Source organism: Microbacterium sp. SCN 69-37, from assembly GCF_001724435.1.
Taxonomy (GTDB): Bacteria; Actinomycetota; Actinomycetes; order Actinomycetales; family Microbacteriaceae; genus Microbacterium; species Microbacterium laevaniformans.
This window is the reverse complement of the sequence record NZ_MEEL01000029.1, coordinates 17,444-43,286: the sequence shown is the minus strand read 5'-3', so window position 1 is coordinate 43,286 and position 25,843 is coordinate 17,444. Positions and strand designations below refer to the sequence as shown.

20 protein-coding genes are annotated in these 25,843 nt (G+C 71.7%); 17 read left to right on the top strand and 3 right to left on the bottom strand.

Annotated elements, in window-relative coordinates:
• The first annotated feature begins 8 nt into the window (after positions 1 to 8).
• The 14 genes from ABS64_RS08575 (at position 9) to ABS64_RS08510 (ending at position 18,746) form a co-directional block, all read left to right on the top strand.
• The gene (locus tag ABS64_RS08575; protein WP_204946428.1) at positions 9 to 980 is read left to right on the top strand and encodes a MoxR family ATPase; all 972 of its coding nucleotides are present in this window, start codon (positions 9 to 11) and stop codon (positions 978 to 980) included.
• Positions 980 to 2,365: a DUF58 domain-containing protein gene (locus ABS64_RS08570; protein WP_204946429.1), complete on the top strand. Its 1,386-nt coding sequence runs from the start codon at positions 980 to 982 to the stop codon at positions 2,363 to 2,365. The genes ABS64_RS08575 and ABS64_RS08570 overlap by 1 nt, the downstream gene beginning before the upstream one ends.
• The gene (locus ABS64_RS08565; RefSeq protein WP_292682785.1) at positions 2,362 to 4,785 is read left to right on the top strand and encodes a transglutaminase domain-containing protein; all 2,424 of its coding nucleotides are present in this window, start codon (positions 2,362 to 2,364) and stop codon (positions 4,783 to 4,785) included. The genes ABS64_RS08570 and ABS64_RS08565 overlap by 4 nt, the downstream gene beginning before the upstream one ends.
• Positions 4,778 to 5,956 (top strand): RDD family protein, encoded by a 1,179-nt coding sequence (locus tag ABS64_RS08560; protein ID WP_292682783.1) that lies wholly within the window; start codon positions 4,778 to 4,780, stop codon positions 5,954 to 5,956. Before ABS64_RS08565 ends, ABS64_RS08560 begins: the two co-directional genes overlap by 8 nt.
• Entirely contained in the window at positions 5,953 to 6,795 is an 843-nt protein-coding gene (locus ABS64_RS08555) for a protein phosphatase 2C domain-containing protein (protein WP_292682780.1), read from the top strand. The genes ABS64_RS08560 and ABS64_RS08555 overlap by 4 nt, the downstream gene beginning before the upstream one ends.
• 11 nt (positions 6,796 to 6,806) lie before the next feature.
• Positions 6,807 to 8,216, top strand: coding sequence for an FHA domain-containing protein (locus ABS64_RS08550; protein ID WP_292682777.1), 1,410 nt, complete (start codon positions 6,807 to 6,809; stop codon positions 8,214 to 8,216).
• The gene (locus ABS64_RS08545; protein WP_292682774.1) at positions 8,213 to 9,883 is read left to right on the top strand and encodes a serine/threonine-protein kinase; all 1,671 of its coding nucleotides are present in this window, start codon (positions 8,213 to 8,215) and stop codon (positions 9,881 to 9,883) included. Before ABS64_RS08550 ends, ABS64_RS08545 begins: the two co-directional genes overlap by 4 nt.
• On the top strand, positions 9,880 to 10,677 hold the full coding sequence (locus ABS64_RS08540; RefSeq protein ID WP_112932286.1) for a hypothetical protein: 798 nt from the start codon (positions 9,880 to 9,882) through the stop codon (positions 10,675 to 10,677). The genes ABS64_RS08545 and ABS64_RS08540 overlap by 4 nt, the downstream gene beginning before the upstream one ends.
• Positions 10,674 to 15,182, top strand: a complete 4,509-nt coding sequence (locus ABS64_RS08535) for an FtsK/SpoIIIE domain-containing protein (protein WP_292682769.1) — start codon at positions 10,674 to 10,676, stop codon at positions 15,180 to 15,182. The genes ABS64_RS08540 and ABS64_RS08535 overlap by 4 nt, the downstream gene beginning before the upstream one ends.
• A 127-nt stretch (positions 15,183 to 15,309) precedes the next feature.
• Entirely contained in the window at positions 15,310 to 15,606 is a 297-nt protein-coding gene (locus tag ABS64_RS08530) for a WXG100 family type VII secretion target (RefSeq protein ID WP_005054492.1), read from the top strand.
• Between the two features lie 104 nt (positions 15,607 to 15,710).
• A complete protein-coding gene (locus ABS64_RS08525; protein WP_051498702.1) occupies positions 15,711 to 16,037 on the top strand; it encodes a hypothetical protein in 327 nt (108 codons plus the stop codon).
• Positions 16,037 to 17,641 carry a hypothetical protein gene (locus ABS64_RS08520; RefSeq protein ID WP_036284357.1) on the top strand — a complete coding sequence of 535 codons (1,605 nt, stop codon included), beginning with the start codon at positions 16,037 to 16,039 and terminating at the stop codon, positions 17,639 to 17,641. Before ABS64_RS08525 ends, ABS64_RS08520 begins: the two co-directional genes overlap by 1 nt.
• Before the next feature lie 101 nt (positions 17,642 to 17,742).
• The gene (locus tag ABS64_RS08515) at positions 17,743 to 18,123 is read left to right on the top strand and encodes a hypothetical protein (RefSeq protein ID WP_231477020.1); all 381 of its coding nucleotides are present in this window, start codon (positions 17,743 to 17,745) and stop codon (positions 18,121 to 18,123) included.
• Positions 18,120 to 18,746, top strand: a complete 627-nt coding sequence (locus ABS64_RS08510; protein WP_036284362.1) for a hypothetical protein — start codon at positions 18,120 to 18,122, stop codon at positions 18,744 to 18,746. The genes ABS64_RS08515 and ABS64_RS08510 overlap by 4 nt, the downstream gene beginning before the upstream one ends.
• Positions 18,747 to 18,749: 3 nt before the next feature.
• Here ABS64_RS08510 and ABS64_RS08505 read toward each other — a convergent pair whose 3' ends face one another.
• From ABS64_RS08505 to ABS64_RS08495, 3 genes are read right to left on the bottom strand one after another with little or no spacing between them, the layout of a single operon-like run.
• Positions 18,750 to 19,187 (bottom strand): dehydrogenase, encoded by a 438-nt coding sequence (locus tag ABS64_RS08505; protein WP_036284364.1) that lies wholly within the window; start codon positions 19,185 to 19,187, stop codon positions 18,750 to 18,752.
• A 36-nt stretch (positions 19,188 to 19,223) separates the two neighbouring features.
• A complete protein-coding gene (locus tag ABS64_RS08500) occupies positions 19,224 to 21,023 on the bottom strand; it encodes a sodium:proton antiporter (RefSeq protein ID WP_292682760.1) in 1,800 nt (599 codons plus the stop codon).
• Between the two features lie 7 nt (positions 21,024 to 21,030).
• Complete coding sequence (locus ABS64_RS08495; protein WP_288120392.1) at positions 21,031 to 22,035, bottom strand: malate dehydrogenase; 1,005 nt, start codon at positions 22,033 to 22,035, stop codon at positions 21,031 to 21,033.
• 44 nt (positions 22,036 to 22,079) lie between these two features.
• Between ABS64_RS08495 and ABS64_RS08490 the strand changes: the two genes are divergently transcribed.
• The 3 genes from ABS64_RS08490 (at position 22,080) to ABS64_RS08480 (ending at position 25,822) form a co-directional block, all read left to right on the top strand.
• Positions 22,080 to 22,949, top strand: a complete 870-nt coding sequence (locus tag ABS64_RS08490; RefSeq protein WP_061681050.1) for a neutral zinc metallopeptidase — start codon at positions 22,080 to 22,082, stop codon at positions 22,947 to 22,949.
• Positions 22,946 to 23,923: a prolyl aminopeptidase gene (gene pip / locus ABS64_RS08485; RefSeq protein ID WP_081767936.1), complete on the top strand. Its 978-nt coding sequence runs from the start codon at positions 22,946 to 22,948 to the stop codon at positions 23,921 to 23,923. The genes ABS64_RS08490 and pip overlap by 4 nt, the downstream gene beginning before the upstream one ends.
• Positions 23,924 to 24,232: 309 nt before the next feature.
• Positions 24,233 to 25,822, top strand: coding sequence for a DEAD/DEAH box helicase (locus ABS64_RS08480; protein ID WP_036284374.1), 1,590 nt, complete (start codon positions 24,233 to 24,235; stop codon positions 25,820 to 25,822).
• Positions 25,823 to 25,843 lie beyond the last annotated feature (21 nt).

Genomic DNA, 25,843 nt, shown 5'->3' with positions numbered 1-25,843 from the left:
ACGAACGAATGAGCATGACCCCCGAACAGGCCGCGTGGTTCCGCGACACCTTCACGCGTCTCGTCGACAACGTCGATCAGGCGCTCCTCGGCAAGCGCGAGGTCGTCGGCCTCGTGCTTTCGGCGATGCTGGCTGAAGGCCATGTGCTGCTCGAGGACGCTCCCGGAACGGGAAAGACCAGCCTCGCCAAGGCGATCGCCGCGTCGGTGCAGGGAACGAGCACGCGCATCCAGTTCACGCCCGACCTGCTGCCCTCCGACGTCACGGGCGTCACGATCTACGATCAGCAGAACCACCGGTTCGAGTTCCACCGGGGACCGGTCTTCTCCTCGATCGTGCTCGCCGACGAGATCAACCGCGCCTCGCCGAAGACGCAGTCGGCGCTGCTGGAGGTCATGGAGGAGTCGCGCGTCACGGTGGACGGCGTCGCCCACGAGGTGGGTCGTCCGTTCCTCGTGATCGCCACGCAGAACCCCATCGAGCAGTCGGGAACGTACAAGCTGCCCGAGGCCCAGCTCGACCGCTTCATGCTGAAGACGTCGATCGGCTACCCGACGCTCGCCGTCACGGAGCGCATCCTCGCCGGCGCGGTCGATCGCAACCCCTCGGCATCCCTCAGCGCCATCATCACGACGAGCGCGGTCGCCGACATGGCGGACCTCGCCGCCACCGTGCACGTCGACCCCGTGGTCGCGCGGTACGCGGCGCAGCTCGTCGAGCACACGCGCGCGTCCGACGCGACCCGCCTCGGCGTCTCGGTGCGCGGAGCGATCTCGATGATGCGCGTCGCCAAGGTCTACGCGGCCGCGCAGGGTCGCCACTTCGTGGTGCCCGACGACGTGAAGACCCTCGCCGTGCCGGTGTGGGCGCACCGCCTCGTGCTCGACCCCGAGGCGGAGTTCTCCGGAACGACCGCCGAGAGCATCGTCCAGCGGGCGGTCTCCGCCGTGGAGGCCCCCCTGGCGCGGGCCGCCAGTTGATGTCGCCGGCGCCCGACACTCTCACTTCGTCGCGCCGCGCGCGGCGACGGGGTGATGATTCCGGCGTGCCCGCGGACGCCGCCGCGCCCGTCGCCCCGACGACGCCGACGTCGGATGCCGAGGGCGAAGCCGACGCGCCCCTCGTCGCTCCCCGGGAGGCCACCGCGGCCGAGCGCCGGCGGGAGCGCATCGAGGCGGTGCGCCGCCGCGTCGTTCGCGTGCTGCGGGCGATCGGCGACGTGGTGCAGCCGCTGGGGTGGGTGCTGATCGCGACCGCCGTGCTCGTCTGGTGGCTGGCCTTCGCCTACGGCTGGCGCGAGTTCCTCGTCATCGCCGCCGTCATCACGGTGACCCTGATCATCAGCCTCGGCTTCCTCTTCGGCCGCACGACGTACGAGATCGGGCTCGACCTCACGCGCACTCGCGTCGTCGTGGGCGAGCGCGCCGTCGGTGGGCTCATGCTCGCCAACCGCACGCCGCGAACGCTGCTGCCCTCCGAGGTCATCCTTCCCGTCGGCGCCGGGCGCGGCGTCTTCCAGGTGCCGCGCCTCGCCCCCGACGAGGAGCACGAAGAGGTCTTCGCGATTCCGACGACGACACGCGGTGTGCTCTCGGTCGGACCGGTGAGCGTTCGCCGCGGCGACCCGCTGGGGCTGTTCGAACGGGCGCACGACCGCCGCCAGGCCGTCGATCTGTACGTGCACCCGCAGACGACGGCGCTGGAGGGCCTGTCGCTCGGCCACCTCCGCGACCTGGAGGGTCTGCCGGTGCAGCACCTCGCGCGCGACGACGTGTCCTTCCACGCGCTGCGGGAGTACCAGCCCGGCGACGACCTGCGCCACGTGCACTGGAAGTCGACCGCGCGGGTCGGCGAGGTGATGGTGCGCCAGTACGAAGAGACGCGCCGCTCGCACTTCGTCGTGGGCCTGTCCACGCTTCCCGACGAGTATCGCGAGGCGGCGGAGTTCGAACTCGCCATCTCGGTCGCCGGGTCGATCGGCCTGCGCGCCCTGCGGGATTCCCGCGTCCTCGATGCGCGCACTCAGCAGGGGCCGCTGCGCTCGCTCAGCTCCCGTCGCTTCCTCGACGAGCTCTCGATGCTCGGGCACTCGCGCGCCCGGCTCGGCGGCATCGTCGCGCTCGCCGGCGGCATCGCGGCCCATGCACCGGATGCCGCGGTCGTCGTGCTCGTCACGGGCTCGCGCACCGACGCGGCCGAACTCCGCCTCGCGTGCTCACGATTGCCGCTCGGCGTACGCGCACTCGCGGTCGTCGCCGACACCCGGGTGGACGCACCGGCACTGCAGCGCATCGGCGAGGCCGACGTCGTCACCGTCGGTGCGCTCGACCAGCTGCCGCGGGCCGTCCGGAAGGTGCTCTCGTGAGCGCGCGCCCGCGGCTGCCGCGTCGCGCCCCGCGCCCCGCTGCACAGGCGGCGACGATCGAGCCGCGCGTTCTCGCTCTCGACCTGGCCGCCGCCGCCCTGCTGCTCGCGGTGTCGATCGTCGGGTTCGCCCCCACCTTCGATTCGCCGCAGTACCTCGTCGCCGGCGTCGGCGGGCTCGCTCTCGGGCTGGCGCTGGCCTGGGCGGGAGCCCGGTGGCGTCTCGGGGTGCTGAGCCTGACCGGCGCGACGATCGGCGCCTACATCGTCTTCGGCGGTGCGCTCGCGTTGCCGCACACGGCGCTGCTCGGCGTCGTCCCGACGCTGGAGACCCTGCAGCAGCTCGCCCTCGGGACGATCACGTCGTGGAAGCAGCTGCTGACCACGGTGCCGCCGGTCGCGGCATCCGACGGCCATCTCGTGGTCCCCTTCATCCTCACTCTCGTCGGCGCCGTCCTCACCGGATCGCTGGCTCTCCGGGCCCGCCACGGCACGTGGGCGCTGCTGCCCGCGCTCGCGGTGCTGGTCGCGACGATCCTGCTGGGTGTCGCGCAGCCCGCGGCCCCACTCGTCCAGGGCATCGTCTTCGCCGTCGTGGCGACGGTCTGGCTCGCGCTCCGGCGCGCGTGGGACCACGACCGCGCCGCGGTGCGGATCGAGTCGGCGGGGGCCTCGGATGCCGGGGCGGTGCGCAGTTCGCGCACGCGCCGACTCGTCGCCGGTGGGATCGTGCTCGCCGTCGCCTCGGCGGCGGGAATCGCCACCGCCGCGGTCGCCACCCCGCCGCGGTACATCCTGCGCGACTTCATCGTGCCGCCGTTCGACGTCACCGACTATCCGAGTCCGCTGCAGTCCTTCCGCGGCTACGTGCGCGACGACGCCGACAAGACCCTGTTCACCGTGACGGGACTGCCCAAGGACGGCCGCGTGCGGCTGGCGACGATGGACGCGTACGACGGCATCGTCTACAACGTGTCCGACGACGGGGCCGGCTCCTCCAGCGCGTTCACCCCGATCCGCTCCAACATGTCTCCCGCGGCGACCGGCACCGCGGCCACGCTGCGGGTGGAGATCGGCGACCTGAGCGGAGTGTGGGTGCCCGATGTGGGCGCCGTCCGCGACTTCACCTTCGACGGCCCGCGGGCACCGGAGCTTGCCCGCACGACGCACTTCAACGACGCCACCGGCGCCGCCGTCGCCCCTGCGGGGCTTGCGTCCGGCGACGCGTACACGATCGACACCGTCATCCCCGACCTCCCGAGCGACACGGCGCTGGCCGACGTGCCGTTCGCGGCTCTGAAGATGCCGAAGCAGACGGGCATTCCGGAGAAGATCGCCGACATCGCCTCCAAGGCCACCGCCAGCGCCGACACCCCGATCGAGCGCGCGCGGGCACTGGAGAGCTACCTGCACACGCAGGGCTTCTTCAGCCACGGCCTGGGCGACGACGTCGTCTCGCTGTCGGGACACGGGGCCAACCGCATCACGTCGCTCTTCGGCGGCGACCAGATGGTCGGCGACGACGAGCAGTACGCCGTCGCGATGGCTCTGATGGCGACGCAGCTGGGCATGCCGGCACGCGTCGTGATGGGCTGGCACGCCGACGAGAAGCACCCGCAGGACGGTCCGACGCTCACGGCCACCGGCGGCAACCTGCACGCGTGGGTGGAGATCGCCTTCCAGGGCTACGGCTGGGTTCCGTTCGATCCCACCCCCGACGAGGACAACAAGCCCAACGACCAGTCGACCAAGCCGAAGGCCAACCCGAAGCCGCAGGTGCTCCAGCCGCCGCCGCCCGCCCAGCAGCCCGCCGACCTGCCGCCGGCGATCGCGGAGAACCGCGACCAGGACGAGGAGCAGGCCGCAGACCTCAGCTGGCTCGGACCCGTGCTGCTGTACGGCGGCCTCACCCTCGGCATCCTGCTGCTGCTGGCGGCGCCGTTCATCGTGATGGGCGTGATCAAGGGCGTGCGCCGCGCGCGCCGCCGCAACGCCGAGCGCACCGCGGACCGCATCTCGGGAGGCTGGGATGAACTGGTCGATTCGGCCGTCGATCTGCGGGCTCCGGTGGCGATCGGGGCGACCCGTGCCGAGAGCGCGCTCGTCGTCGGCTCGACCTTCGACAACCCGCGCGTCACGCAGCTCGCCACCCGCGCCGATGTGGATGTCTTCGGTCCGGGCGACCCCGCACCCGAGGATGTCGACGCCTTCTGGCGCGAAGTCGATGACATCGTCGGCCAGATGCGCGGATCGACGACCGTCTGGCAGCGCCTTCGCGCACGGTTGAGCGTGCGGTCGCTGCGCCGCAGCGGCTGGTCGTGGCACGCCCTCGGCCAGGCGATCGCCGGCACCGGTCGCGCCGTCGTCGCGCGCGTGCGCCGCGGCATCCGCCCTCGTGGAACGGAGTCCTCCGATGACTGATCTGGATCTCGTGCGGCGCCCGGCACAGGTGGGCCGGCGGGTGGGCGCCTACCTGATCGACGCGGCGATCGGAATGGTCGTCCTGCTGATCGCGGTGGGCGTGTTCGCCGGTATCTCCTTCGGCACCGGAGGGGCACTGCCCCTGCCGCTGGCCGTGGCCCTGGCGTACGTGATCGGTCTCGGTTGGTTCGTCGTCTACACCCTGATGCAGGCCGGCGCCGGCTCGCTCGGTATGCGCGCGCTCGGGCTGCGACTCGTGCGGGAGGGCGGGGCGGTCGATGCGTCGGCCCCGGCATCGCGCCTCGGCTTCGGCCGCGCGCTCGGCCGCAACCTCGTCTGGGCGTTGGGCGGCGCGATCGTCGTCGGGTACTTCTCCCCGCTCTTCGACTCGTCGCCGTGGCACCGGGGATGGCACGACCGCGCCGTGGGGGCCGTCATGACCGATGTCGCCGGCCGCTCGCCCGTGCCGTCGCCCGCAGCCGATTCCGGCGCGGATGCCGCGCCCACCTCGCCCGCGTCGGCTCTGGCGCCGACGGTGCTGCCGGCCGCCCCGATCCTGCCGGTGGGGCAGGCGCCCGAACTCGGCGGCTGGTCGCCCGCCGAGCCTCCCGCGCCGGTGCGGAGCACTCCGCTCGCGAGCGGCGTCATCTCCTTCGTCCCCGGGGTGAGCGACGCCGACCGACTCGATCAGCCCGCGCCCGCGCCCGCACCCGGCCTGCCGACGGTGGAGGTGTCCGACGCGCCGCCGCCGGTCTCCGGCGCGCCGGCCGCCGATCGCGGGCCCGTATCCGGTGCCGGCGTGGTCATCGAGAGCATCGATGAGACACGGATCTCCACCGGCGAACGTCCCTTCGCGCGCCTCGTGTGGGACGACGGAACGCGGCAGGCGCTCTACGGCCGCACGCTCTTCGGCCGCAATCCCGCCCCCGAGACGGGCGCGATGGTCTCACCCGTGCGCGATGAGACCCTGTCGCTGTCGAAGACGCATTTCGAACTGATCCCCGACGATGATCGCGCCGTGTGGGTGGTCGACAGGCACTCCACCAACGGTGTCGCGGTGCGCCGCGGCGACGACCTGCTCCCGCTGGAGCCGGGGGAGCGCACTCGGGTCCGGGCGGGTGACGTGCTCGTGTTCGGCGACCGGCAAGTGAGCGTCGAGGTGACCTCGTGATCGACGCCACGCCGGCGGAGCCCCCGATCGTCGTCCGCGTCGGCGCGGCGTCGCACACGGGTCTTCGCCGCCGCGTCAACGAAGACGCGTACCTCGCTCAGGCTCCCCTCTTCCTCGTCGCCGACGGGATGGGCGGGCATGACGCGGGAGACCGCGCCAGCGCTGCCGTCGTGGCCGAGTTCGCCCACCTGGTCGGTGGTCCGAGCCTCGCCATCGACCAGGTGCGCGCGGCGCTGCGTCGTGCGCGCTCGCGCGTCGAGGCGATCGCCAGCGAAGGACGTGCGGCGGGCACGACACTGTCGGGCGTCGTCGTCGCCGACGTCGGCGGGGTCGGATACTGGCTGACCGTCAACGTCGGCGATTCCCGCACGTACCGCTTCGCGCAGGGCGTGCTCGAGCAGATCAGCGTCGACCACTCGGTCGTGCAGGAGCTCCTCGACGCCGGCGTGCTGTCGGGAGCCGATGCCGCCACCGACAGTCGCCGCAACGAGATCACGCGGGCGATCGGGGCGGGAAGCGAAGGCCAGGCCGACTACTGGATGGTGCCGGCCGAGCCGGGCGATCGCATCCTGGTCTGCTCCGACGGGCTGTCCGGCGAGGTGCCGGCCGATCGGCTGCGTGACATCCTCGCCGAGGAGAGCGATCCCGAAGCCGCGGCGACGCGACTGATCCATGAGGCGCTGCTGCACGGCGGACGCGACAACGTCACCGCGGTGGTCGTGGATGCCGTCCACGTCGCCGGCTACGACGACGTGTACGACACGGCCCCCGCGGGGGCGCGCCAGGCGGAGGCGGACGGCGACACCCGACCGCGCGCGGGCACGAGAGGTGATGTGTGATGACGGATGCGATGACGAAGACGCGGATCGACTACCGGCCGGCGGCGACGGACGACGCGTGGTGGCTCGCGGTCGACGGCGATGCCGTCGTGCTGCTGTCTCCGGCGGTGTCGGCGGCCACGGCCACCGGCGTGTGGCGCGGGCTGGGCACGGGGGGCATCGGCGCCGTCCTCGAGGCGCTCACGAGCGCGTTCGGCACGTCGCTCACGGCGATCCCGCCGTTCGCCCTCGCAATCGCCGAGGCCGGCGGCGTGCGCGTGGCCGTGCGCGGTGACGTCGAGGTCGTCGTCGAGGGCCAGCACCCCGAGGCGGTGTCGGGCGCGGGCGTGGCGACGTGGACCGAGCGTTTCGTGCCGGGGGCCGTGCGCGTGAGCGTCGCCCCTCACGCGGGCTCGCCGGCGCCGGCCGCGGACCTGCCGCTGCGGTCCGGAGTGGTGCGCACCGATCTCGTCGAGATCGACCTCGCCGTCGTGTCCGCGGCGTCCGCTTCTCCTGTTCCTCCTGCAGCTTCCGCTCCGGCCGTGGCCGTCGCCGTGGCCCCGGCCACCGGGCCGTCGGTTGCCGAGGATGCGTCGGATGCCGAGGAGCAACCGGGCATCGCCACCTCCTCGGCATCCGCCATCTCCCCGGCATCCGTCATAGATTCGGTGCCGCCGGGGCTGCTCGGCGGCGCCCCCGAACCGGAGCCCGTGCGGGAAGCCGGACCGGAGCCCGAGCCGGAAGGCGAACCGCAGGCCGCGCCGGCGGCGCCGGCTGCCGACACCTCGGCCGACACGCTGATCCCCGAGGCGACCGCCGCCGAGGAGGTCGCCGCCCCCGTCGACGAGTACGACCTGCTCTGGGGCGAGACCGTGGCCCGTCCGGTGTCCGCCGCTGCGATCGCCGCCGTCGACCCCGAGGCGGAGTCAGCGGCCGAAGCGTCCCCCGCGGCGCCCGCCGCGAACAACGCGACCTCCGCCGGCGACGGCGATGACCTCGGCGACCACGACGGGGCGACGATCGCCGTCGCCGAGATGCGGGCCCTTCGTGCCGAGCGACCCGCGTTCGATTCGACCGACAACGTGCCCGCGCGTCGGCCGGCGCGCGGACGCATCCGGCTGTCGACCGGACGTGTCGTCGAGCTCGAGCGTCCGGTGATCATCGGTCGTCGCCCTAAATCGACCCGCACCACCGGAGCCGACCTGCCGACCCTGGTCGCGGTGGACAGCCCCGATCAGGACATCTCCCGCAGCCACGTCGAGATCCGCGCCGAGGGCGAGCACGTGCTCGTCACCGACCTCGACACGACCAACGGCACCGTGCTGCTGCGCGGCGGCAGCGAACCGGTGCGGTTGCACCCGAACGAGCCGACGATGGTCGTCACCGGTGATGTCCTCGATCTCGGCGATGACGTGACCGTGACCTTCGAGGACCTCCCGTGAGCGCCGCCAAGCGTCCGCCGGCACCGCCGCCCGCCCTGCCCGGATTCACCTACGTCGACGTGCTCGGCTCGGGTGGGTTCGCGGACGTCTATCTCTATGAGCAGCAGCTTCCCCGCCGCCGCGTCGCGGTGAAGGTCATGCTACCCGACCGCTTGGCCTCGGGCTCGGCCGAGCAGTTCACCGCCGAGGCGAACGTCATGGCCCTGCTGTCGACACACCCGGCGATCGTGACGATCTACCAGGCCGGCGTGTCCGACGACGGCCGGCCCTACCTGGTCATGGAGTACTGCTCGCGGCCCAACCTGCAGGTGCGCTCCCGTACGGCGGCGTTCTCCGTCGCCGAGGCGCTGCGGGTGGGTGTGCAGGTCGCGGCCGCCGTCGAGACCGCGCATCGCGCCGGCATCCTGCATCGCGACATCAAGCCGGCCAACATCCTCGTCACCGAGTACAACCGCCCCGCGCTCACCGATTTCGGCATCGCGACGACGGCGGAGTCGGAGGAGTCGTCGGGGGGCATGTCGATTCCGTGGTCGCCGCCGGAGGCGTTCAGCGAGGCCCCGGGATCCGGGGTCGCCACCGACGTCTATGCGCTGGGCGCGACCGTCTACACGCTGCTGGCCGGGCGCTCGCCGTTCGAGCAGCCCGGCGGCCGCAACGGCGGCGCCGATCTCATCCAGCGCATCGAGTCCCAGCCGGTGCCGCCGCTGACGCGGGCCGACGCCCCTGCCTCGCTGCAACTGGTGCTCGAGCGCGCGATGGCCAAACGTCCGGGCGATCGGTACGAATCCGCCCTCGCCTTCGCCCGTGCCCTGCAGCGCGTGCAGATCGAACTCGCCCACTCGGTCACCCCGATCGACATCCTCGACGATGCCCCGCACGAGGATGCCGACGACGACGCCGACGGCGAGCTCACCCGGGTCCGCGGCATCGTCAGCATCGAACCGAACACAAACCCCGCCGCCGGCCCCACCCGCCGCCGTGACAGGGACAACCCGTGGGCGCCCGAGACGACGGGCACCCTGCCCGCGGCATCCACCTCCGCCGCCCCGCCCGACACGGCCGAGCCGACGCTGTTGCGCGGTCCGGTCTCGATCGCTCCGCAGGTCGACATCGATACGTCCTCGACGATCCGCCGCCCCGCCGCCGGGGCGCCGGTGACGGCGCACACGCTCGATCCCGCGGCCGCACGCACGGCGACCGCACCGGAGACCGACGCCGTCGCGGGCGGGGACGAGCCGGTGGTACCGCGGTCCCGCCGCGGTCTGTGGATCGGTCTCGGCATCGCCGCGGCCGTCGTCGCCGTCGTGGGGGCCGTCGCCGTCGGTGCGAGCCTGTTGGCGCCCGCCGTCGAGCCCCAGGCGTCTCCGACGCCGTCGACGACCGCCGTCGCGCAGGACCCGTTCGAAGACGTCGTTCCCGCGGTGACGCAGCTCGCCGGCCGGATCGAGGGCGGCAACGTCGTCTTCACCTGGACCAACCCCGACCCGAAGGACGGCGACGGCTACCTCTGGTACGCGTACACGCTGGCCGGCAACGGCGACGTCCGCAAGGTCACCGAGACCACGGTGTCCCTTCCCGTGGATGCCGCGGGCACCACCTGCGTCGCGGTCACTCTTGTCCGCAAGAGCGGCGTGGCGAGCACCGAGATGCGGAAGTGCGTCCCATGACCGACATTCACGACACGGTTCCGCCCCTCGACGAGGCCGCAGCGGATGCCGCGAGCAGCGACATCACGGTGGAGTTCGCGGGCGAGTACATCACGGTGCCGTCGGGCACACGGTTCACGATCGGCCGGGAGGGCGATCTCGCGATCGACGACAACCGGTTCCTGCACCGCCACTTCCTCTCGATCGAGCAGTCCGCCGGGCTGTGGTGGCTGGTCAACATCGGTTCGCGCCTGTCGGCCACCGTCACCGACACGGAGGGGCGGGTGCAGGCCCAACTCGCCCCGGGCGCCCGCCTGCCGATCGTGTTCGGAGTGACCACGGTCGTCTTCAGCGCCGGTCCCACCACCTACGAGCTGTCCGTGCACACCGCGCAGCCGGCTTTCCGCGAGACGGCACCCGAGAGCGTCCTCGACGGGGAGTCGACGATCGGCGCCGTTCCCCTCACACCGAGCCAGAAGCTGTTGATCCTCGCTCTGGCCGAGCCGGTGCTGCGGCGCGAGGGCACCGGGATGAGCGAACTGCCCAGCTCGGCCGCTGCCGCGCAGCGCCTGGGCTGGAGCATCACCCGCTTCAATCGCAAGCTCGACAACGTCTGCGACAAGCTCGACCGTCAGGGCGTGCCGGGCCTGCGCGGCGGCGTGACCAGTTCGGCCACGAACCGCCGCGTGCGCCTGGTGGAGCACGCCGTCGCCTCGCGACTGGTGGTGCGAGAGGACCTCGCCATGCTGGACGACCCGGCGGCGTTCGATCGCGACGCCGCCGATGACGCACCGCGCAGGAAGGAACAGGGATGAAGCTGCGCACCACGCTGGTCCGCCCCGGAGGCGAGCCGGAAGACCTCGTCATCAACGCCGATGCCGATGCGACCGTGGGCGACCTCGCACGCACCATCGCCGAGCTCGATCCGCGCGGCGGCGGGGCGGCGGCAGGCGACGAGGTGACGCTCGAGGCGTTCGGCACGATCGCTCCGGGCCCGGGAGAGGTGCTGGATGCCGCGGCATCCGTCTCGCACGTCCAGCTGGGTGCGGGCTCGGCCGTGCGCATCGTGCCGACCGGTTATCAGCCGCCGCAGAAGCTCGGCGACGTCGAGATCGCCTCGGGTGCGGGTGCCGGCACCACCATCCCGCTGCAGCGCGGGGTGGTCATCATCGGCCGAGACCCCCAGTGCGACATCGTGCTCGACGACCCGCTCGTCTCCAAGCGGCACGCGCGGCTGGAGGTCGGGCAGGGCCGGGCCGAACTCGTCGACCTGAACTCCGCCAACGGCATCCTCGTCGACGGCGCGCCGGTCACCTACCTGACCGCCGCCGACGGCCAGATCGACGCCGTGCTGGGCGACACGCGCCTGCGCATCACGGCGGCCCCCGCCGACGACACGGCGGCGCCCTCCACGTGGCGGCAGGTGCCGTTCGTGCGCTCGCCGCGGGTGGAGGCGCGCTACCTCGGCGAGGAGCTGCCCGGCACCGACCTGCCGGCACCGCCCGCTCCGCAGATGTTCCCGTGGCTGGCGATGATCGCCCCGGTGATCATGGGCCTCGTGCTGTTCTTCGTTATGAAGCAGCCCTACGCGCTCGTGTTCGTCGCGGCAGCCCCCATCCTCATGCTCGGCACCTGGCTGACGACGCGCCTGCAGGGCCGCGCGCAGCTGCAGCGCGACAAGGACCGCTTCGAGCAGCAGCTCACCCGCCTGTCCACCCGCCTCGAGCAGGAGCGCGAGACCGAGCGCCGCGTCCGCCGCGGCGAGGTCCCCGAGCTCGATCCCATCTGCGCCGACGCGCTCGCCGCCGGGCCCCTGGTGTGGACGCGCCGGCCCGAGCACTGGTCGTTCCTGCACGTCCGTCTCGGCGACGGCACCGCCCCGAGCCGCAACTCCGTCGCCGAGTCGACGAAGCGCGACGCGGCGATCCCGTCGTACGTCGACCGCCTCGACGAGGTCGTCGACGCGTTCCGCGAGGTCGACGACGTGCCGATCCTCGAGTCGCTGGCCGAGGCCGGCGCGATCGGCATCGCCGGCTCGACGGCGCGCGTCGGCGACACGGCGCGGGCGCTGCTGGCCCAGACGGCGGGGCTGCACGCGCCGTCCGACGTCCACATCGTCGCCTTCGTCGGCCCGGCCACCCGTGCGGCGCTTGCCGACCTCAAGTGGCTGCCGCACACGTGGGCCGCCGAGGACGCCCTCGGCACGGCCCCCATCGCCGACAACGCGGCGACCGCGTCGCGCCTGCTGGCCGAGCTGGAGGAGTTGGTCGACACCCGCGCGAAGCAGCTGCGGCGCCTGCGGGCGCTCAAGGCGACGGATGCCGCGACCGCCGCCGGCGCCGAGGTCGGCGAGTCGCGGGGGCGCGAGGAAGAGATGCCGCTTCCGGCATACGTCGTGATCATCACGCCCGACGCGCCCGTCGACCGGGGTCGGCTCATCCAGCTGAGTGAGCGTGCCGCCGGCAGCGGTGTCATCCCGGTGTGGGCGACCTCGCGCGTGTCCGACCTGCCTGCCGCCTGCCGCACGTGGGTCGAGCTTCCCGCCGACGGGGAGGCGAGCGCCAACTTCGTGCGTCTCGGCACCGTCATCTCCCCCCTGCGTGTCGAGGCGTTGGATGCCGCGCGCTTCGGCGTCGTGGCCCGGGCCCTGGCCCGCATCACCGACATCGGCGATGTCGCGGAGGACGCCGGGGACGTGCCGCGCACCATCCCCCTGCTACAGCTGTTGGGGTCGGACATGGCGACCAGCGCCGACGCCGTCATCGACCGGTGGACGCAGAATGCGTCGATCCGTGCGACGCGCTCCGGCGCCGGCTACCAGCCCAAGCTTCGTGCCCTCGTCGGACAGGGCGCGCAGGGCGCTCTGCACCTCGATCTGCGCCAGCAGGGTCCGCACGCGCTCGTCGGCGGCACGACCGGCTCGGGCAAGAGCGAGTTCCTGCAGGCCTGGGTGCTCGGCATGGCCGCCGAGTACAGCCCCGAGCGCGTGACGTTCCTCTTCGTCGACTACAAGGGCGGCTCGGCCTTCGCCGACTGCGTCAGCCTCCCGCACTGCGTGGGCCTCGTGACCGACCTCAGCCCGCATCTCGTCCGTCGGGCGCTGACGAGCCTCCGCGCCGAACTGCACCACCGCGAGCACCTGTTCAACCGGAAGAAGGCGAAAGACCTCCTCGAGCTCGAGAAGGCCGCCGACCCCGACGCTCCCCCCGCACTCGTCCTCGTCATCGACGAGTTCGCCGCACTCGCCAAGGAGGTGCCCGAGTTCGTCGACGGCGTCGTCGACATCGCCCAGCGCGGGCGCTCGCTCGGCATCCACCTCATCATGGCGACGCAGCGCCCCGCCGGTGTCATCAAGGACAACCTGCGTGCCAACACCAACCTCCGCGTCGCGCTGCGCATGGCCGACGAGACCGACTCCGACGACGTCATCGGGTCGAAGGAGGCCGCCCTGTTCGATCCCGGCATCCCCGGTCGCGGCATCGCCAAGACCGGTCCCGGTCGCATGAACCTCTTCCAGTCGGCCTACTCGGGAGGCTGGAGCCTCCGGGCCGAAGCCGAACCCGCCGTCGAGGTGCGCCCGTTCCTGCTCGGCGACGCGCCGGCGTGGGAGAAGCCCGCCGTCGAGGCGCCTGCCGAGACCGAAGACCTCGGCCCCAACGATCAGCAGCTGCTCGTGGCGCGCTTCGGCGACGCCGCGCAGCTGGCCCGCATCGCGCCGCCCCGTCGGCCGTGGCTCGACGAGCTGGCCACCACTTTCGACCAGACCAAGCTGCACCAGCGCACCGACGCCCGGCTGGTGCTCGGCGTCGTGGACGTGCCCGAGCGGCAGGACCAGGTGCCGTTCTTCTTCGAACCCGACACCGAGGGCCACCTCGCGATCTTCGGCACCGGCGGCTCCGGAAAGTCGGTGACCCTGCGCACGCTCGCCGTGTCGGCCGGGATCACCCCGCGCGGCGGTCCCGTCCACGTCTACGGGCTGGACGCCGCGACCGGGGGCCTGCGCATGCTCGAGTCGCTGCCGCACGTGGGTGCCGTCATCTCCGGCGACGACACGGAACGCATCGATCGCCTGTTCGCCACGCTCCGCAGCGAGCTCGACCGTCGCGGTGACGCGTATGCCGCGGCAGGTGCCTCCACCCTGACCGAGTACCGCGCCCTCGCGGGTCGCCCCGACGAGCCGCGCATCTTGCTGCTCATCGACGGGTTCCCCGCGTTCCGCACCGCGTTCGAGGGTGTGTCCGGGCGCGCGGAGGCCTACCGCGCGTTCCAGCAGGTGCTCACCGACGGTCGCGGCCTCGGCATCCACGTGGCCCTCACCGCCGACCGCGGCCAGAGCGTGCCCACCTCTCTTCAGGCGATGATCCAACGCCGCATCGTGCTGCGGATGGCCGACGAAGACGGCTATGCACTCCTCGGGATGCCGCGTGACATCCTCGGCGTCGACGCAGCGCCCGGTCGGGCCATCGTCGACGACCACGAGGCGCAGATCGCCGTCATCGGGGGCACCTCCAGCACGAAGGACCAGTCGCTGGCGATCGATCGGATGGCCGAGGTGATGATCCGCCGCGGCACGGTCGCTGCGCCCGCGATCCGCGCGCTGCCCACCGAGTACACGGCCGATGAGCTGCCGCCCGCGACGCCGACGGGGGTGGCCATCGGGCTGTCCGATCTCGACCTCGGTCCGTTCGGCATCGACGCCCACGGCACGTTCATCGTCGCCGGCTCGCCCGGCGCGGGCCGTTCGACCGCCGCCGCCGCGATCGCGCGGCAGACGCTGCGCGCGCGGCCCGACACGCCCGCGTTCTACATCGGCGACCGTCGATCGCCCGTGCAGGACGTCGTCGCGTGGACCGCGACCGCCGAGTCTCCCTCGGCGGCCATGGCGGTGCTCGGCGCCGTCGATGAGGCGGCCGACCGCGCCCAGGCGGGCGGACCCGTGCCGCTGGTCGTGCTGGAGGGCATCGGAGAGTTCGCCACGTCGATCATCGAGATGAACCTCTCCACGCTCGTCAAACGCGCCGGTCGCGGTGAGGTGTTCTTCGTCGTGGTCGGGGAGATGAGCGAGTGGACGACGAATTTCGGGCTGCTCGGCGAGATCAAGGCGGCGCGGCGCGGCGTCGTGCTGCAGCCGGAGACGATCGACGGCGAGGTCGTTCTCAAGACGCCGTTCCCCCGGTTGGTGCGGGGCGAGCTCCCGGTGGGACGCGGAATCCTGGCTCATCGCGGCAAGACCGTGCGCATCCAGTTCCCGCTGGTGGTCGGGGACGTCCCGGTCGGCGTCGAGTCGGGTACCCTCGCCTCCTCGGGGGCGCAGACATGACCGCGGTGGGCCGGGCGCGCGGGCGCTCATGGGGAGTTCTCCCCATGGTCACCGGCCGCGACGCCGCCTATCTTCGAAACAACAAGACCTCCCGGCACACCGGCCGGGCCAGATGAAAGGGGCCCTCATGGCCAATCTGAATGTCACCTACGACCAGATGAACTCGGCCGCCTCGCGCCTGCGTGACGGACAGAACGAGCTCGAGGCGAACCTGCAGCGCCTGCGTCAGCTCGTCGCTCAGCTCGTCCAGGACGGCTTCACCACGAGCCGCGCCTCGGGCGCCTTCGACGCCTCCTACACCGAGTTCACGACCGGTGCGACCAAGACGGTCCAGGGCATCGAGGGCATGGCCTCGTTCCTCGAGAAGGCCGCTCAGGCCCTGCAGTCCACCGACGAGCAGCTCGCCAGCCAGCTCGGTCAGTGATCGGGAACCTGCGGGGCGCTCGCGCGCCCCGCAGGTTCACGAGGCCTTCCACCTCGCGCCGGTGCGCCGAGTGTGCAGGTGGAGGGCCTCGCGAACCTTGGGGGATGACGATGACAGATGTGCAGCTCGACTTCGACGCCCTGCGCGCCGCGCGCGTGCGCGTCGATGAGGCGCTCTCGACATTCGGGTCGGCCGGAACGGTCGGGGACGACCTTGCCGTCCTCACCGGCGAGGATCGTCTTGCCGGCAAGGTCCGAGACTTCGCCGACAACTGGGACTACAACCGGGGAAAGCTCACCGAGAAGCTGCAGTTCCTGCGCGACAGCATCGATGCGATCGTCGACAGCATGACCGAGGTTGACGACGAACTCGCACGGCAGGCGCAAGAGGCCGCGCCCGAGACGCAGACCGACGGCGAGGGGGAGGGCTGATGAGCGCCATCTCGGTTGAGTTCGAGGATGTCCTTCTCGGTAACCCCGACCAGCTCGACCCCCGCGCGGCCGACCTCGTCACGGCGGCGGCAGCGATCGAGCAGGCGGCGCAGTCGCTCCGAGGACTCATCGACGGGCAGATCTCGCAGTCCACGGATGCCCTGGCCCGTACCGCGACGGAGGTCGCGCGATCGCTCAACAAGGCCCGCACGAGATACCGCAACACCGGGGAGGCCCTGCAGACCTACGCCGCGGATCTGCGCCCCATCCAGAAGGACGCCCGCGCGGCGATCGCCACGGCGGAATACTACGACCAGAGGTCGGCGACGTTACCGAACGACATCTCACGGCGCGAGGGCGACCTGCTGCGCGCCGAGGCCGTCGACGCGCCGCAACATCAGATCGACGAGATCGAGAACGATCTGCGGCGCCTGCGTCAGTCCGAGTCGAACGCCTACGCCCAGCTGCAGGATGCCCGGCAGCAGCTCTCCTCCGCTCGTGACCGCCTGCGCGCGATCGCCGACGCCGCGATCGCCAAGATCGAAACGGCCATCGAGGGCGACAGCGATTCGGCGTACGACAACTGGAACCAGTTCTGGGAGGGCGCTGCCAAGTGGATCGGCGACTGGGCCGCCAACGTGCTGAAGGGCGTGCTCGAGTTCCTCGGCCAGCTGTTGGCGGTTCTGGTGGCGATCGTCGTGATCCTCGTCGCGATCGTCATCGTGGTCGCCCTGCTCGCAGCGATCGCTGCCGTGATCGGCTGGATCGCCCTCGCGGTGCTCGCGGTACTGATCGTCGGCTCCCTCCTGCTTCTGTTCACCCTGCGCGACGGCAGCTCTTCGCGCCAGCCTCGACACGTGGACGATGCGTCCAAGACCTTCGACCGGTCGCCGGCCGCCCCCGACGCCCACGGTGAAGCCCCGGCCGACTACGGAGACCTGTTCGAGGATGTCGGGAGGCAGGACGTTCGCGGTGGGCAGGACTCGACGCACATCCGGGTGGTCGCGATCATGCAGGACGGAAAGGTCGTGGCCTGGCGGGTGCAGCTGCCGAGCACCCAGAACTGGAGCCCCTTCAACGAGCACGGAGGACTCAATGACCTCTCCACCGATGCGATGCTCGCCCTGAATCCCTCCGTGCATACGCAGTACGAACGCGCGGTGTACGACGCGATGCGCCGGGCGGGTGTGTTCGACAGCGATGCACCCATCATGCTCACGGGGTGGAGCCTCGGTGGGATGATGGCCGGCGACATCGCCACCGATCCGGCCCTCGACGGGCGCGTGCAGTCCGTGGTGACGGCCGGGTCGGCCATCGACAAGTATGCCGACGCGATCGATCCGTCGGTGCGCGTCACACAGGTCAACAACGTCTGGGATCCGGTGCACCACCTGGAGCTCGTCGGGTACGGTCGTGACGACGTTCCCGGGCCGAACTGGCAGACCTTCCATCCCGTCGACCCGCGGATACACGACTCGACGATGTACGGTGAGCTCGCGGACGACGTGGTCCCCGACGTGCGCCCCGGAGACGAGATCTTCTTCGCCGGCAACGCGGTCGGAACCACGGAGCACGTGCACGAAGAGGTCTACGTGCGCGGGTGAACGCAGCGGCAGAGAGGTGACGAGAGATGTCCAGGAATCGACTCTGGCACGCGATGGCTGCCACCGCAGTCCTCGCGCTGATTCTGACGGGATGTTCGGGAATGAATGAAAAGGATGTGTCCGACCGGCTCGGCCGCGAGGCTGGTCTCAACGGTGCGCTCGTGGAAGTGCAGCACCCCGGTCTGCCCACCAACGAGAAGATCGTGGTGTGGATGTTCGTCGACGACACGAGCGCTCCGGCCGTTGCCGACGACGTCACCCGCGTCGCGCGCGTGGCAGCCAACGACCCGGACTTGGCAGGAAAGGACCTCACCCTCGCCGCTGTCGAGGGCTCGCCGGCCGACCATACCGACCGCGTCGTGCTGGGATCGTCGGGAGTTCCCGTCATGGCGGCGGTCGCGGAGACCGTGGGTGGTCGAGGGGCCGAGGAGTTCCTCGAGCTCAGCGCCGCTGATGTTCGCCGGCTCGCCGGTCGGCAATGAGTGAAAGCGTCGGCCCACAGCTGCGTTTCCGCCTGCCGGGGGAGTGGATCTCGGTGGACCCGCGAGACGAAGACGCGGCTCGCGATCACAATGCGTCGCTCGCCCGGGAGATCGTCGGGCCCGCGGACGATGCGCCGCTGCTCCGTCGCCGTATCCAGTCCGGATTGGACGATGCGGCTGCCGCAGCGCGCGAGGCCTCGGCACGCCTGTTGCTGATCTGCCGCGAGATCGCGCCGGGCGTGCCAACTCCTGTCGCCATCACGGTCCACACCCCGATCACGATCACGCCTGCCGTGGGAACGGCTCCCGAGTCGGTGATGCGCGCTTTCGAGCTGAGCCTGCCCCACACCCGCGAGCCCGATCTGGAGACGGCGACACGAATGGATGCCGCCGGCTCGGCGGTGCTGCGTCTGCACGCCGTGAGCACGCAGGTGATCGAGGAGGACGGGCAGTCGGCCGTGCAGCGACGTCTGGTCGCGCGCTACTGGTACACCGTTCCGAACAGCAAACAAGTCGCGCTGGTGAACATGTCGACGCCGCTCGGTGACATCCCGCACGCGATGCTGCGCTTCTTCGACGCGATCGTCGCCGCATCGTCGTGGGGCGCGGCTGACGCGGCTTGACGCTCAGCTGCGGTAGTGGCCCAGCACCTTCACGATGATGCCGCGGCGCCGCAGCTCGGCGATGGCGTGCGTCTCCTCGTCGACCGTGCGACCGAGGGCATGCTTGTCGGCGACGACGACGACGTCGCCCGACACGAGACGGCCGAAGAGGCGGTTGAGGCGCTCGGCCCAACTCTCCCCGGTCTCGGGGGCGGGATGACGGAAGCCCTCGATCGGCACCCCGAAGTCTGCGAGGGCGTCACGCTGCGCGATCACCGACGGCAGATCGTCGCGCGCGACGACGAGTCCCACGAGGCGTGAGCCGGCGGGACGAGCAGCCCACCAGTCCGTGCCGGACACCACGACCGGCACGGCCGACGTCACGGCGGGCAGGGCGACCGACTCGGCGTAGTCGGCGGGGGCGCGCTGGTCGTCCGGCTGATCGGTGCTCACGGCATCCATTGTGTCCTACCGCGCCGACACGCGAGCCGATCCGGTTCAGTCGTCGGGGTCGCGTCGCAGCTGGATGCTGAGCTGGTCGGCGTCGAGCTGCGCGAGAGCGTGTCGGAGCGTTGCGGAGGAGTACGACCCCTCGCTCGACACGTCGACGAGACGCTCGCGCATGGCCTCGATCAGAGAGATCCGCAGGTCGATGACACTCGCGGTGCTGATCTCGGGCGCCTCGATCGGAGGGCTGCTCATGCGCTCGGCGAGCTTGGAGAGCACCTCGGGCGGAAACGGCTGGCCCGAGGAATCGGCGAGCCCGGGTGTGCGCAGGTGCGCCAGCGCGGCCTCCCGCAGCTCGTCGGCGAGACGCTCGGCCTCCTCGCTGCTACTGCCGTCGCCGGCGGCCGACGGAATGCGCAGCATGCGGATCACCCACGGCAGACTGAGGCCCTGGACCATCAGACTCACGAGCGCGACGACGAAAGCGATGAGGATCAGGAGCTCGCGGGCGGGTGTCGTCTCCGGGTCGAGCGTCTGCGCGGCGGCGAGGGTGACGACGCCCCGCATCCCGGCCCAGACGATGACGACGCCCTCCTTCCAGCCGAGCGGGGATGCCTGGTAGTAGTCCATGTCGTTCAGGACGCGTCCCACGCGGGCGCGCACACCCTCGACCCGGCGCTGAGCGGACGCCGCATCCGGCGTCCCCGCCGCACGACCGGTCGTGCGGCGGACGAGTCCGCCGCGGCGCGGCGCCGCGTTCGGGTTCTCGCCCGGTTGCGGGCGCAGGTCGCGGAGGTCGCCCTTCTCGACGTCGAAGGCGTCCAGCCGATCGCTGAAGGCCTGCAGTCTGTCGCGCTGCATCCGGCGGGCGCGACGACCGATCAGCGTCACCAGCCCCGACACATACAGCGCCCGCACCGCGAGCACGATCGCGAGGGCGGCGAGGGCGAGGCCGATCCCCACGCCCACACCGCTGTGCTTCTGGACGTTGGCGCTGACGATGTCGCGCAACTCCAACCCCATGATGAGAAAGACCGCGCCCTCCAGCAGCAGCTCGAGCGTGTGCCAGTTCAGCTCGTCCGACACGCGCTGCTCGGGAGTCGACCATCGCGCGGCGCCCTGGCCGGCGGTGATGCCGGCGGCGACCGCCGCGACCAGTCCCGACCCGCCGAGGTGCTCCGTGGGCAGGTAGGCGACGAAGGGGACGATGAAGCCGACGGCGGTGTTCGCCACCGGCTCGCCGATCCACCGCCGCACCCGCAGGGTCAGCAGGCCCACCCCGACGCCGATCACGACCGCGACGAGCACGCCCCAGGCGAAGGCGCCGATCGTGCTCCCCAGCGAGAATCCTGCTGCGGATGCCGCGACGGCGCTGCGCAGCAGCACGAGCGCCGTCGCGTCGTTGAGCAGGCTCTCGCCCTCGAGCATCGTGATGACGCGCGGGGAGATGCCCAGTTTCTTCGCGATGGAGGTGGCCACGGCATCCGTGGGGCTGACGATCGCGCCGAGGGCCACCGCGAGGGCGAAGTTCAATCCCGGGATCGCGAAGAAGAACAGCGTTCCCAACGCGAGGGCGCTGATGACGACGAGGACGACCGCGAGTCCGGCGATCGGCACGGCGTCGCGGCGGAACTCGATCGCCGGCAGGCGCACCGCAGACGCGTACAGCAACGGGGGCAGGATGCCGACGAGGATCAGCTCCGGGGGCACCGAGAACTCGGGCAGCAGCAGTGAGGCGACGAGCCCGATCGCGACGAGGATGAGCGGGCCGGCGACACCCAGTCGGCGAGCGAGGACCGTCGAGACGCCGATGACCGCGATGCCGGCGATCAGCCACGTGAGGTCGGTCACGGTCGGCTCAGATCACGCCGAGGGCCCGCACCGCGTCGCGCTCGGCGACGAGCTCGGCGACGGAGACGTCCAGGCGGGCGCGGCCGCGAGCGTCGAGGTCGAGCCCTTCCACGACGCGGAAAGCCGTGCCATCGCTCGTGACGGGTGCCGAGGAGTACAGCCCCGCCGGCACCCCGTACTCGCCGTGCGACAGCACCGCCGCCGAGGTCCACTCGTTCGCCGTGCCATGGACGAGATCGTGGACGTGGGAGATCGCGGCGTTGGCCGCGGAGGCCGCCGACGACGAGCCGCGCACCGAGATGATCTCCGCCCCGCGCTTGGCGACGCGGGGCACGAAGACGTCGTCGAGCCAGGATGCCGCGGCATCCGCCCCGCCGAGCTTCTCCGCCAGCGCGTCGAGCACCGGACGACCGTCCACGCTCGCGTGGGCGACGTCCGGGAACTGCGTCGCGGAATGGTTGCCCCAGATGGCGACGCCCTGCACCGCCGCCACGGGCGCCTCCAGAGCGGCGGCGAGCTGGGCGAGGGCCCGATCGTGATCCAGCCGAGTCAGTGCGGCGAAGCGTTCGCCCGGGATGTCGGGCGCGGCCGCCGCGGCGATCAGCGCGTTCGTGTTCGCGGGGTTTCCCACCACCAGGACGCGGATGTCGCCGGCGGCGACCTCGTTGAGCGCCGCGCCCTGCGGTCCGAAGATGCCCGCGTTGGCCGCGAGCAGGTCGGCGCGCTCCATGCCGGCGCCGCGCGGGCGCGCCCCGACGAGCATTGCGAGGTTCGCTCCGTCGAAGGCGATGCGCGGGTCGTCGGTGATTTCGACATCGGCGAGCAGCGGGAAGGCGCAGTCCTGCAGCTCGAGCGCCGCGCCCTCTGCGCTCTTGAGCCCCTGGGGGATCTCCAGCAGGCGCAGTCGCACCGGGCGGCCGGCTCCCAGCATGTCGCCGGCGGCGATGCGGAACAGCAGCGCGTAGCCGATCTGTCCGCCGGCCCCGGTCACGGTGACTGTCGTGGCATCCATGTCTCGAGCCTACGGCGACGCGTCACGGGACGATACGGTGGGGCATGACGTTCAACAGCAATGCAGAGCTGGGAGGCACGACCGCACGGCGACGAGGCCGCGGGGGAGGTACCGCAGCCGTCGCCGGCGGCGGTCTCGCCGGGCTCGGCGGCATCGCCGTGCTGCTGCTCATCCTCTTCACCGGCGGCGACGTCACGAGCCTGCTCGGCGGCGCCGGCGGCACCGCGCAGGACTCGGCGATCCAGGGTTGCGACACCGGCGCGGACGCCAACGCGAACGACGACTGCCGCCTGGTCTTCGGGCAGAAGGCGCTCGACGGGTACTGGTCCACGCACGTGCAGGGCTACCGTGCGCCGCAGCTGATCATCGTCGACGGTGCCGCCTCGACCCGCTGCGGCACCGCCTCGAACGCGACGGGCCCGTTCTACTGCCCGCCCGAGGAGACCATCTACGTCGACCCGACGTTCTTCGGCGTGCTGCGCAGCCAGTTCGGCGCGCAGGCCGGCAGCCTCGCCCAGCTGTATGTCCTCGCCCACGAGTACGGTCACCACATCCAGCAGCTGACCGGCATCATGGACCGCTACCCGAACGACGGGACCGGCCCGGCCAGCAACGGGGTGCGCACCGAACTGCAGGCCGACTGCTACGCCGGCGCGTGGATCGCCGACGCGACGGAGGCGAAGGACGTCAACGGTGTCGCCTACCTCCAGCGGCCCACCGACGCGGAACTGCGCGACGCGTTGGACGCCGCGGCCACCGTCGGCGACGACAACATCCAGGCCCAGTCGGGCCGCGTCAACCCCGAGACCTGGACCCACGGCTCGAGCGCCCAGCGGCAGCGCTGGTTCACGGCGGGGTATCAGAACGGGCTCGGAGCCTGTGACACCTTCTCGGTGTCGGGAGGAGAACTGTGAACGGCCCCGCCCACCTGGACGACATCCTCTACCCCGACATCGAGCCGTACGAGAGCGGATACCTGCTGGCCGGCGACGGGCAGCGCGTCTACTGGGAGCAGTCCGGCAACCCCGACGGCAAGCCGGTCGTGTTCCTGCACGGGGGTCCCGGTTCGGGCACCTCCCCGTGGCACCGGCGGTTCTTCGACCCGGAGAAGTACCGGATCGTGCTGTTCGACCAGCGCGGCTGCGGAAAGTCCACGCCCCACATGAGCGCGCCCGACGCCGACCCGCGCTTCAACACCACCTGGCACCTGGTCGCCGACATCGAGCTGCTGCGACGCAACCTCGGCATCGAGACGTGGCAGGTCTTCGGCGGCTCGTGGGGCTCGGCGCTCGCGCTGGCCTACGCCCAATGCCACCCGGATGCCGTGAGCGAGATCGTCCTGCGCGGCGTCTTCACCCTGCGGCGGCACGAGCTGGAATGGTTCTACGAGGGGGGCGCCGCGGCGATCTTCCCCGACCGGTGGGAGAGCTATCTGGCACCGATCCCGGTTCTGGAGCGCTCGCGGCTGATCGAGGCGTATCATCGCCGGCTCACCGACCCGGATCCCGCCGTCCACGAGCCGGCCGCGATCGCGTGGACCACGTGGGAGATGTCGACGCTGACGCTGCATCCCGACCCGGACCTCGTCGCCTCGATGACCGATGCGGCCACCGCGGTCGCGTTCGCGCGCATCGAGAACCACTACTTCATGCACGGCGGGTGGCTGCGCGAAGGGCAGCTCATCGACGACGTCGGCGCGATCCGCGGCATCCCCGCGGTCATCGTGCAGGGCCGGTACGACATCTGCACGCCGATCATGACGGCGTGGGATCTGCACCGGGCCTGGCCGGAGGCCGAGTTCGTCGTCGTCGACGACGCCGGCCACGCGGCATCCGAGCCGGGCATCGCCCGCGCCCTGCGCGCCGCGACCGACCGCTTCGCCACCTGACACCCCACTCCCGCACGCCGTGTCCCACTTTCGGCGGCGGGTGTCCCACTTTCTGTCTCCCGAGCGGGGTGCGGGCGACAGAAAGTGGGACACCGGCGGGGTGGATGCCGTGGCTCCGCCGCCGGAGAACCGGCGGCGCTGGTAGGCTGGAACCACTTGCGGCACCACTCGGGTGCCTCTCGCGTCGTAGAACGCTTCCCTCGCCGCCCGGTTCTGACCGGATGATCGGCTGACATTCTTCGTACGGCGACCCTGTGCGCATCCGCGCAGAGGCCACCGATCCGGGCCCCCGTGCCCAGAAACACCACCATGTCTGACATCACCTTCGGCGCGCTCGGCGTGCCCGCCCCCCTCCTCGACGTCCTCGCGAAGGACGGCAAGACCACCGCGTTCCCCATCCAGGTCGACACCCTGCCCGACACACTCGCCGGTCGTGACGTGCTCGGCCGCGGCAAGACCGGCTCGGGCAAGACCCTCGCCTTCTCGATTCCGCTCGCGGCCCGCCTCGGCGGCCCGCTCGCCGGCGGCACCCGCCGCTCCGGCCGCGTTCTCGGGCTCGTGCTGGCGCCGACCCGAGAGCTCGCGACGCAGATCAACGCGACCCTCGAGCCCCTGGCGGCCGCGTACGGCATGACGACCACGACGATCTTCGGCGGCGTCAACCAGAACCGTCAGGTCGCCGCGCTCAAGGCCGGCGTCGACATCATCGTCGCCTGCCCCGGCCGTCTCGAAGACCTCATCTCGCAGGGCTTCGTCAAGCTGGATGCCGTGGAGATCACCGTCATCGACGAGGCCGACCACATGGCCGACCTCGGCTTCCTGCCCTCGGTCACGCGCATTCTCGACAAGACCCCGCGCGACGGCCAGCGTCTGCTGTTCAGCGCGACGCTGGACAACGGCGTCGACAAGCTCGTGAAGCGCTTCCTGCAGAACGAGGTGCTCCACTCGGTCGACGAGGCGAACTCGCCCGTCGCCGCGATGACCCACCACGTGTTCCACGTCGGTGGCGTCGAGGAGAAGAAGGAGCTCGTGCGTACGCTCGCCTCGGGCACCGGCCGTCGCATCCTCTTCATGCGCACGAAGCACCACGCCAAGAAGCTCGCGCAGCAGCTGACGTCGCAGGGCATCCCCTCGGTCGACCTGCACGGCAACCTCTCGCAGCCCGCCCGCGACCGAAACCTCGCCGCCTTCAGCTCCGGTGCCGCCAAGGTGCTCGTCGCGACCGACGTCGCGGCGCGCGGCGTGCACGTCGACGACGTCGAACTCGTCATCCATGTCGACCCGCCCATGGAGCACAAGGCGTACCTGCACCGCTCCGGCCGCACCGCCCGCGCCGGCGCCGAGGGCTCGGTCGTCACACTCGTGCTGCCCGGTCAGGAGAAGGACGTCAAGGACCTCCTCCGCAAGGCGGCGATCACCGCGACCCCCGTGCCCGTGACGCCGACCTCGCCCCAGGTCACCGCGCTCGTCGGCGAGGTCGCCCCCTATGTCGCTCCCGCGCCGAAGGCCGAGCAGCCCGGCCGTGGCCAGGGCGGCGGCGGTCGCAGCCAGGGCGCCAACGCACAGCGCAAGCGCGCCGCGCGCGAAGGCGCCCAGAATCAGGGCGGCGCTCGTGGTCAGGGCGGCCGTGGTGGCCGCGGCGCCGGTCAGGGAGCGCAGGCGGGTCAGCCTCGCACCGACCGTTCCGGTCGTCCGGCCGCCGAGCGCTCCGCCGCCGGGCGCGAGCAGCGTCCTGCTCGCGACCACCGCCCTGCCGAGCGGTCGGCGCAGCCCGCGGCATCCGGAAACGCCCGCGCCACCGGCCGTCGTGCCTCGCACGGCGGTGGCACCGGCGGCGGAAAGCTCATGGTCGGCTCCGTCGTCCGCCAGAACGGCGGACCGCGACGCGCCGGGCGCTGATCTCGATCGCCCGCTGATCCG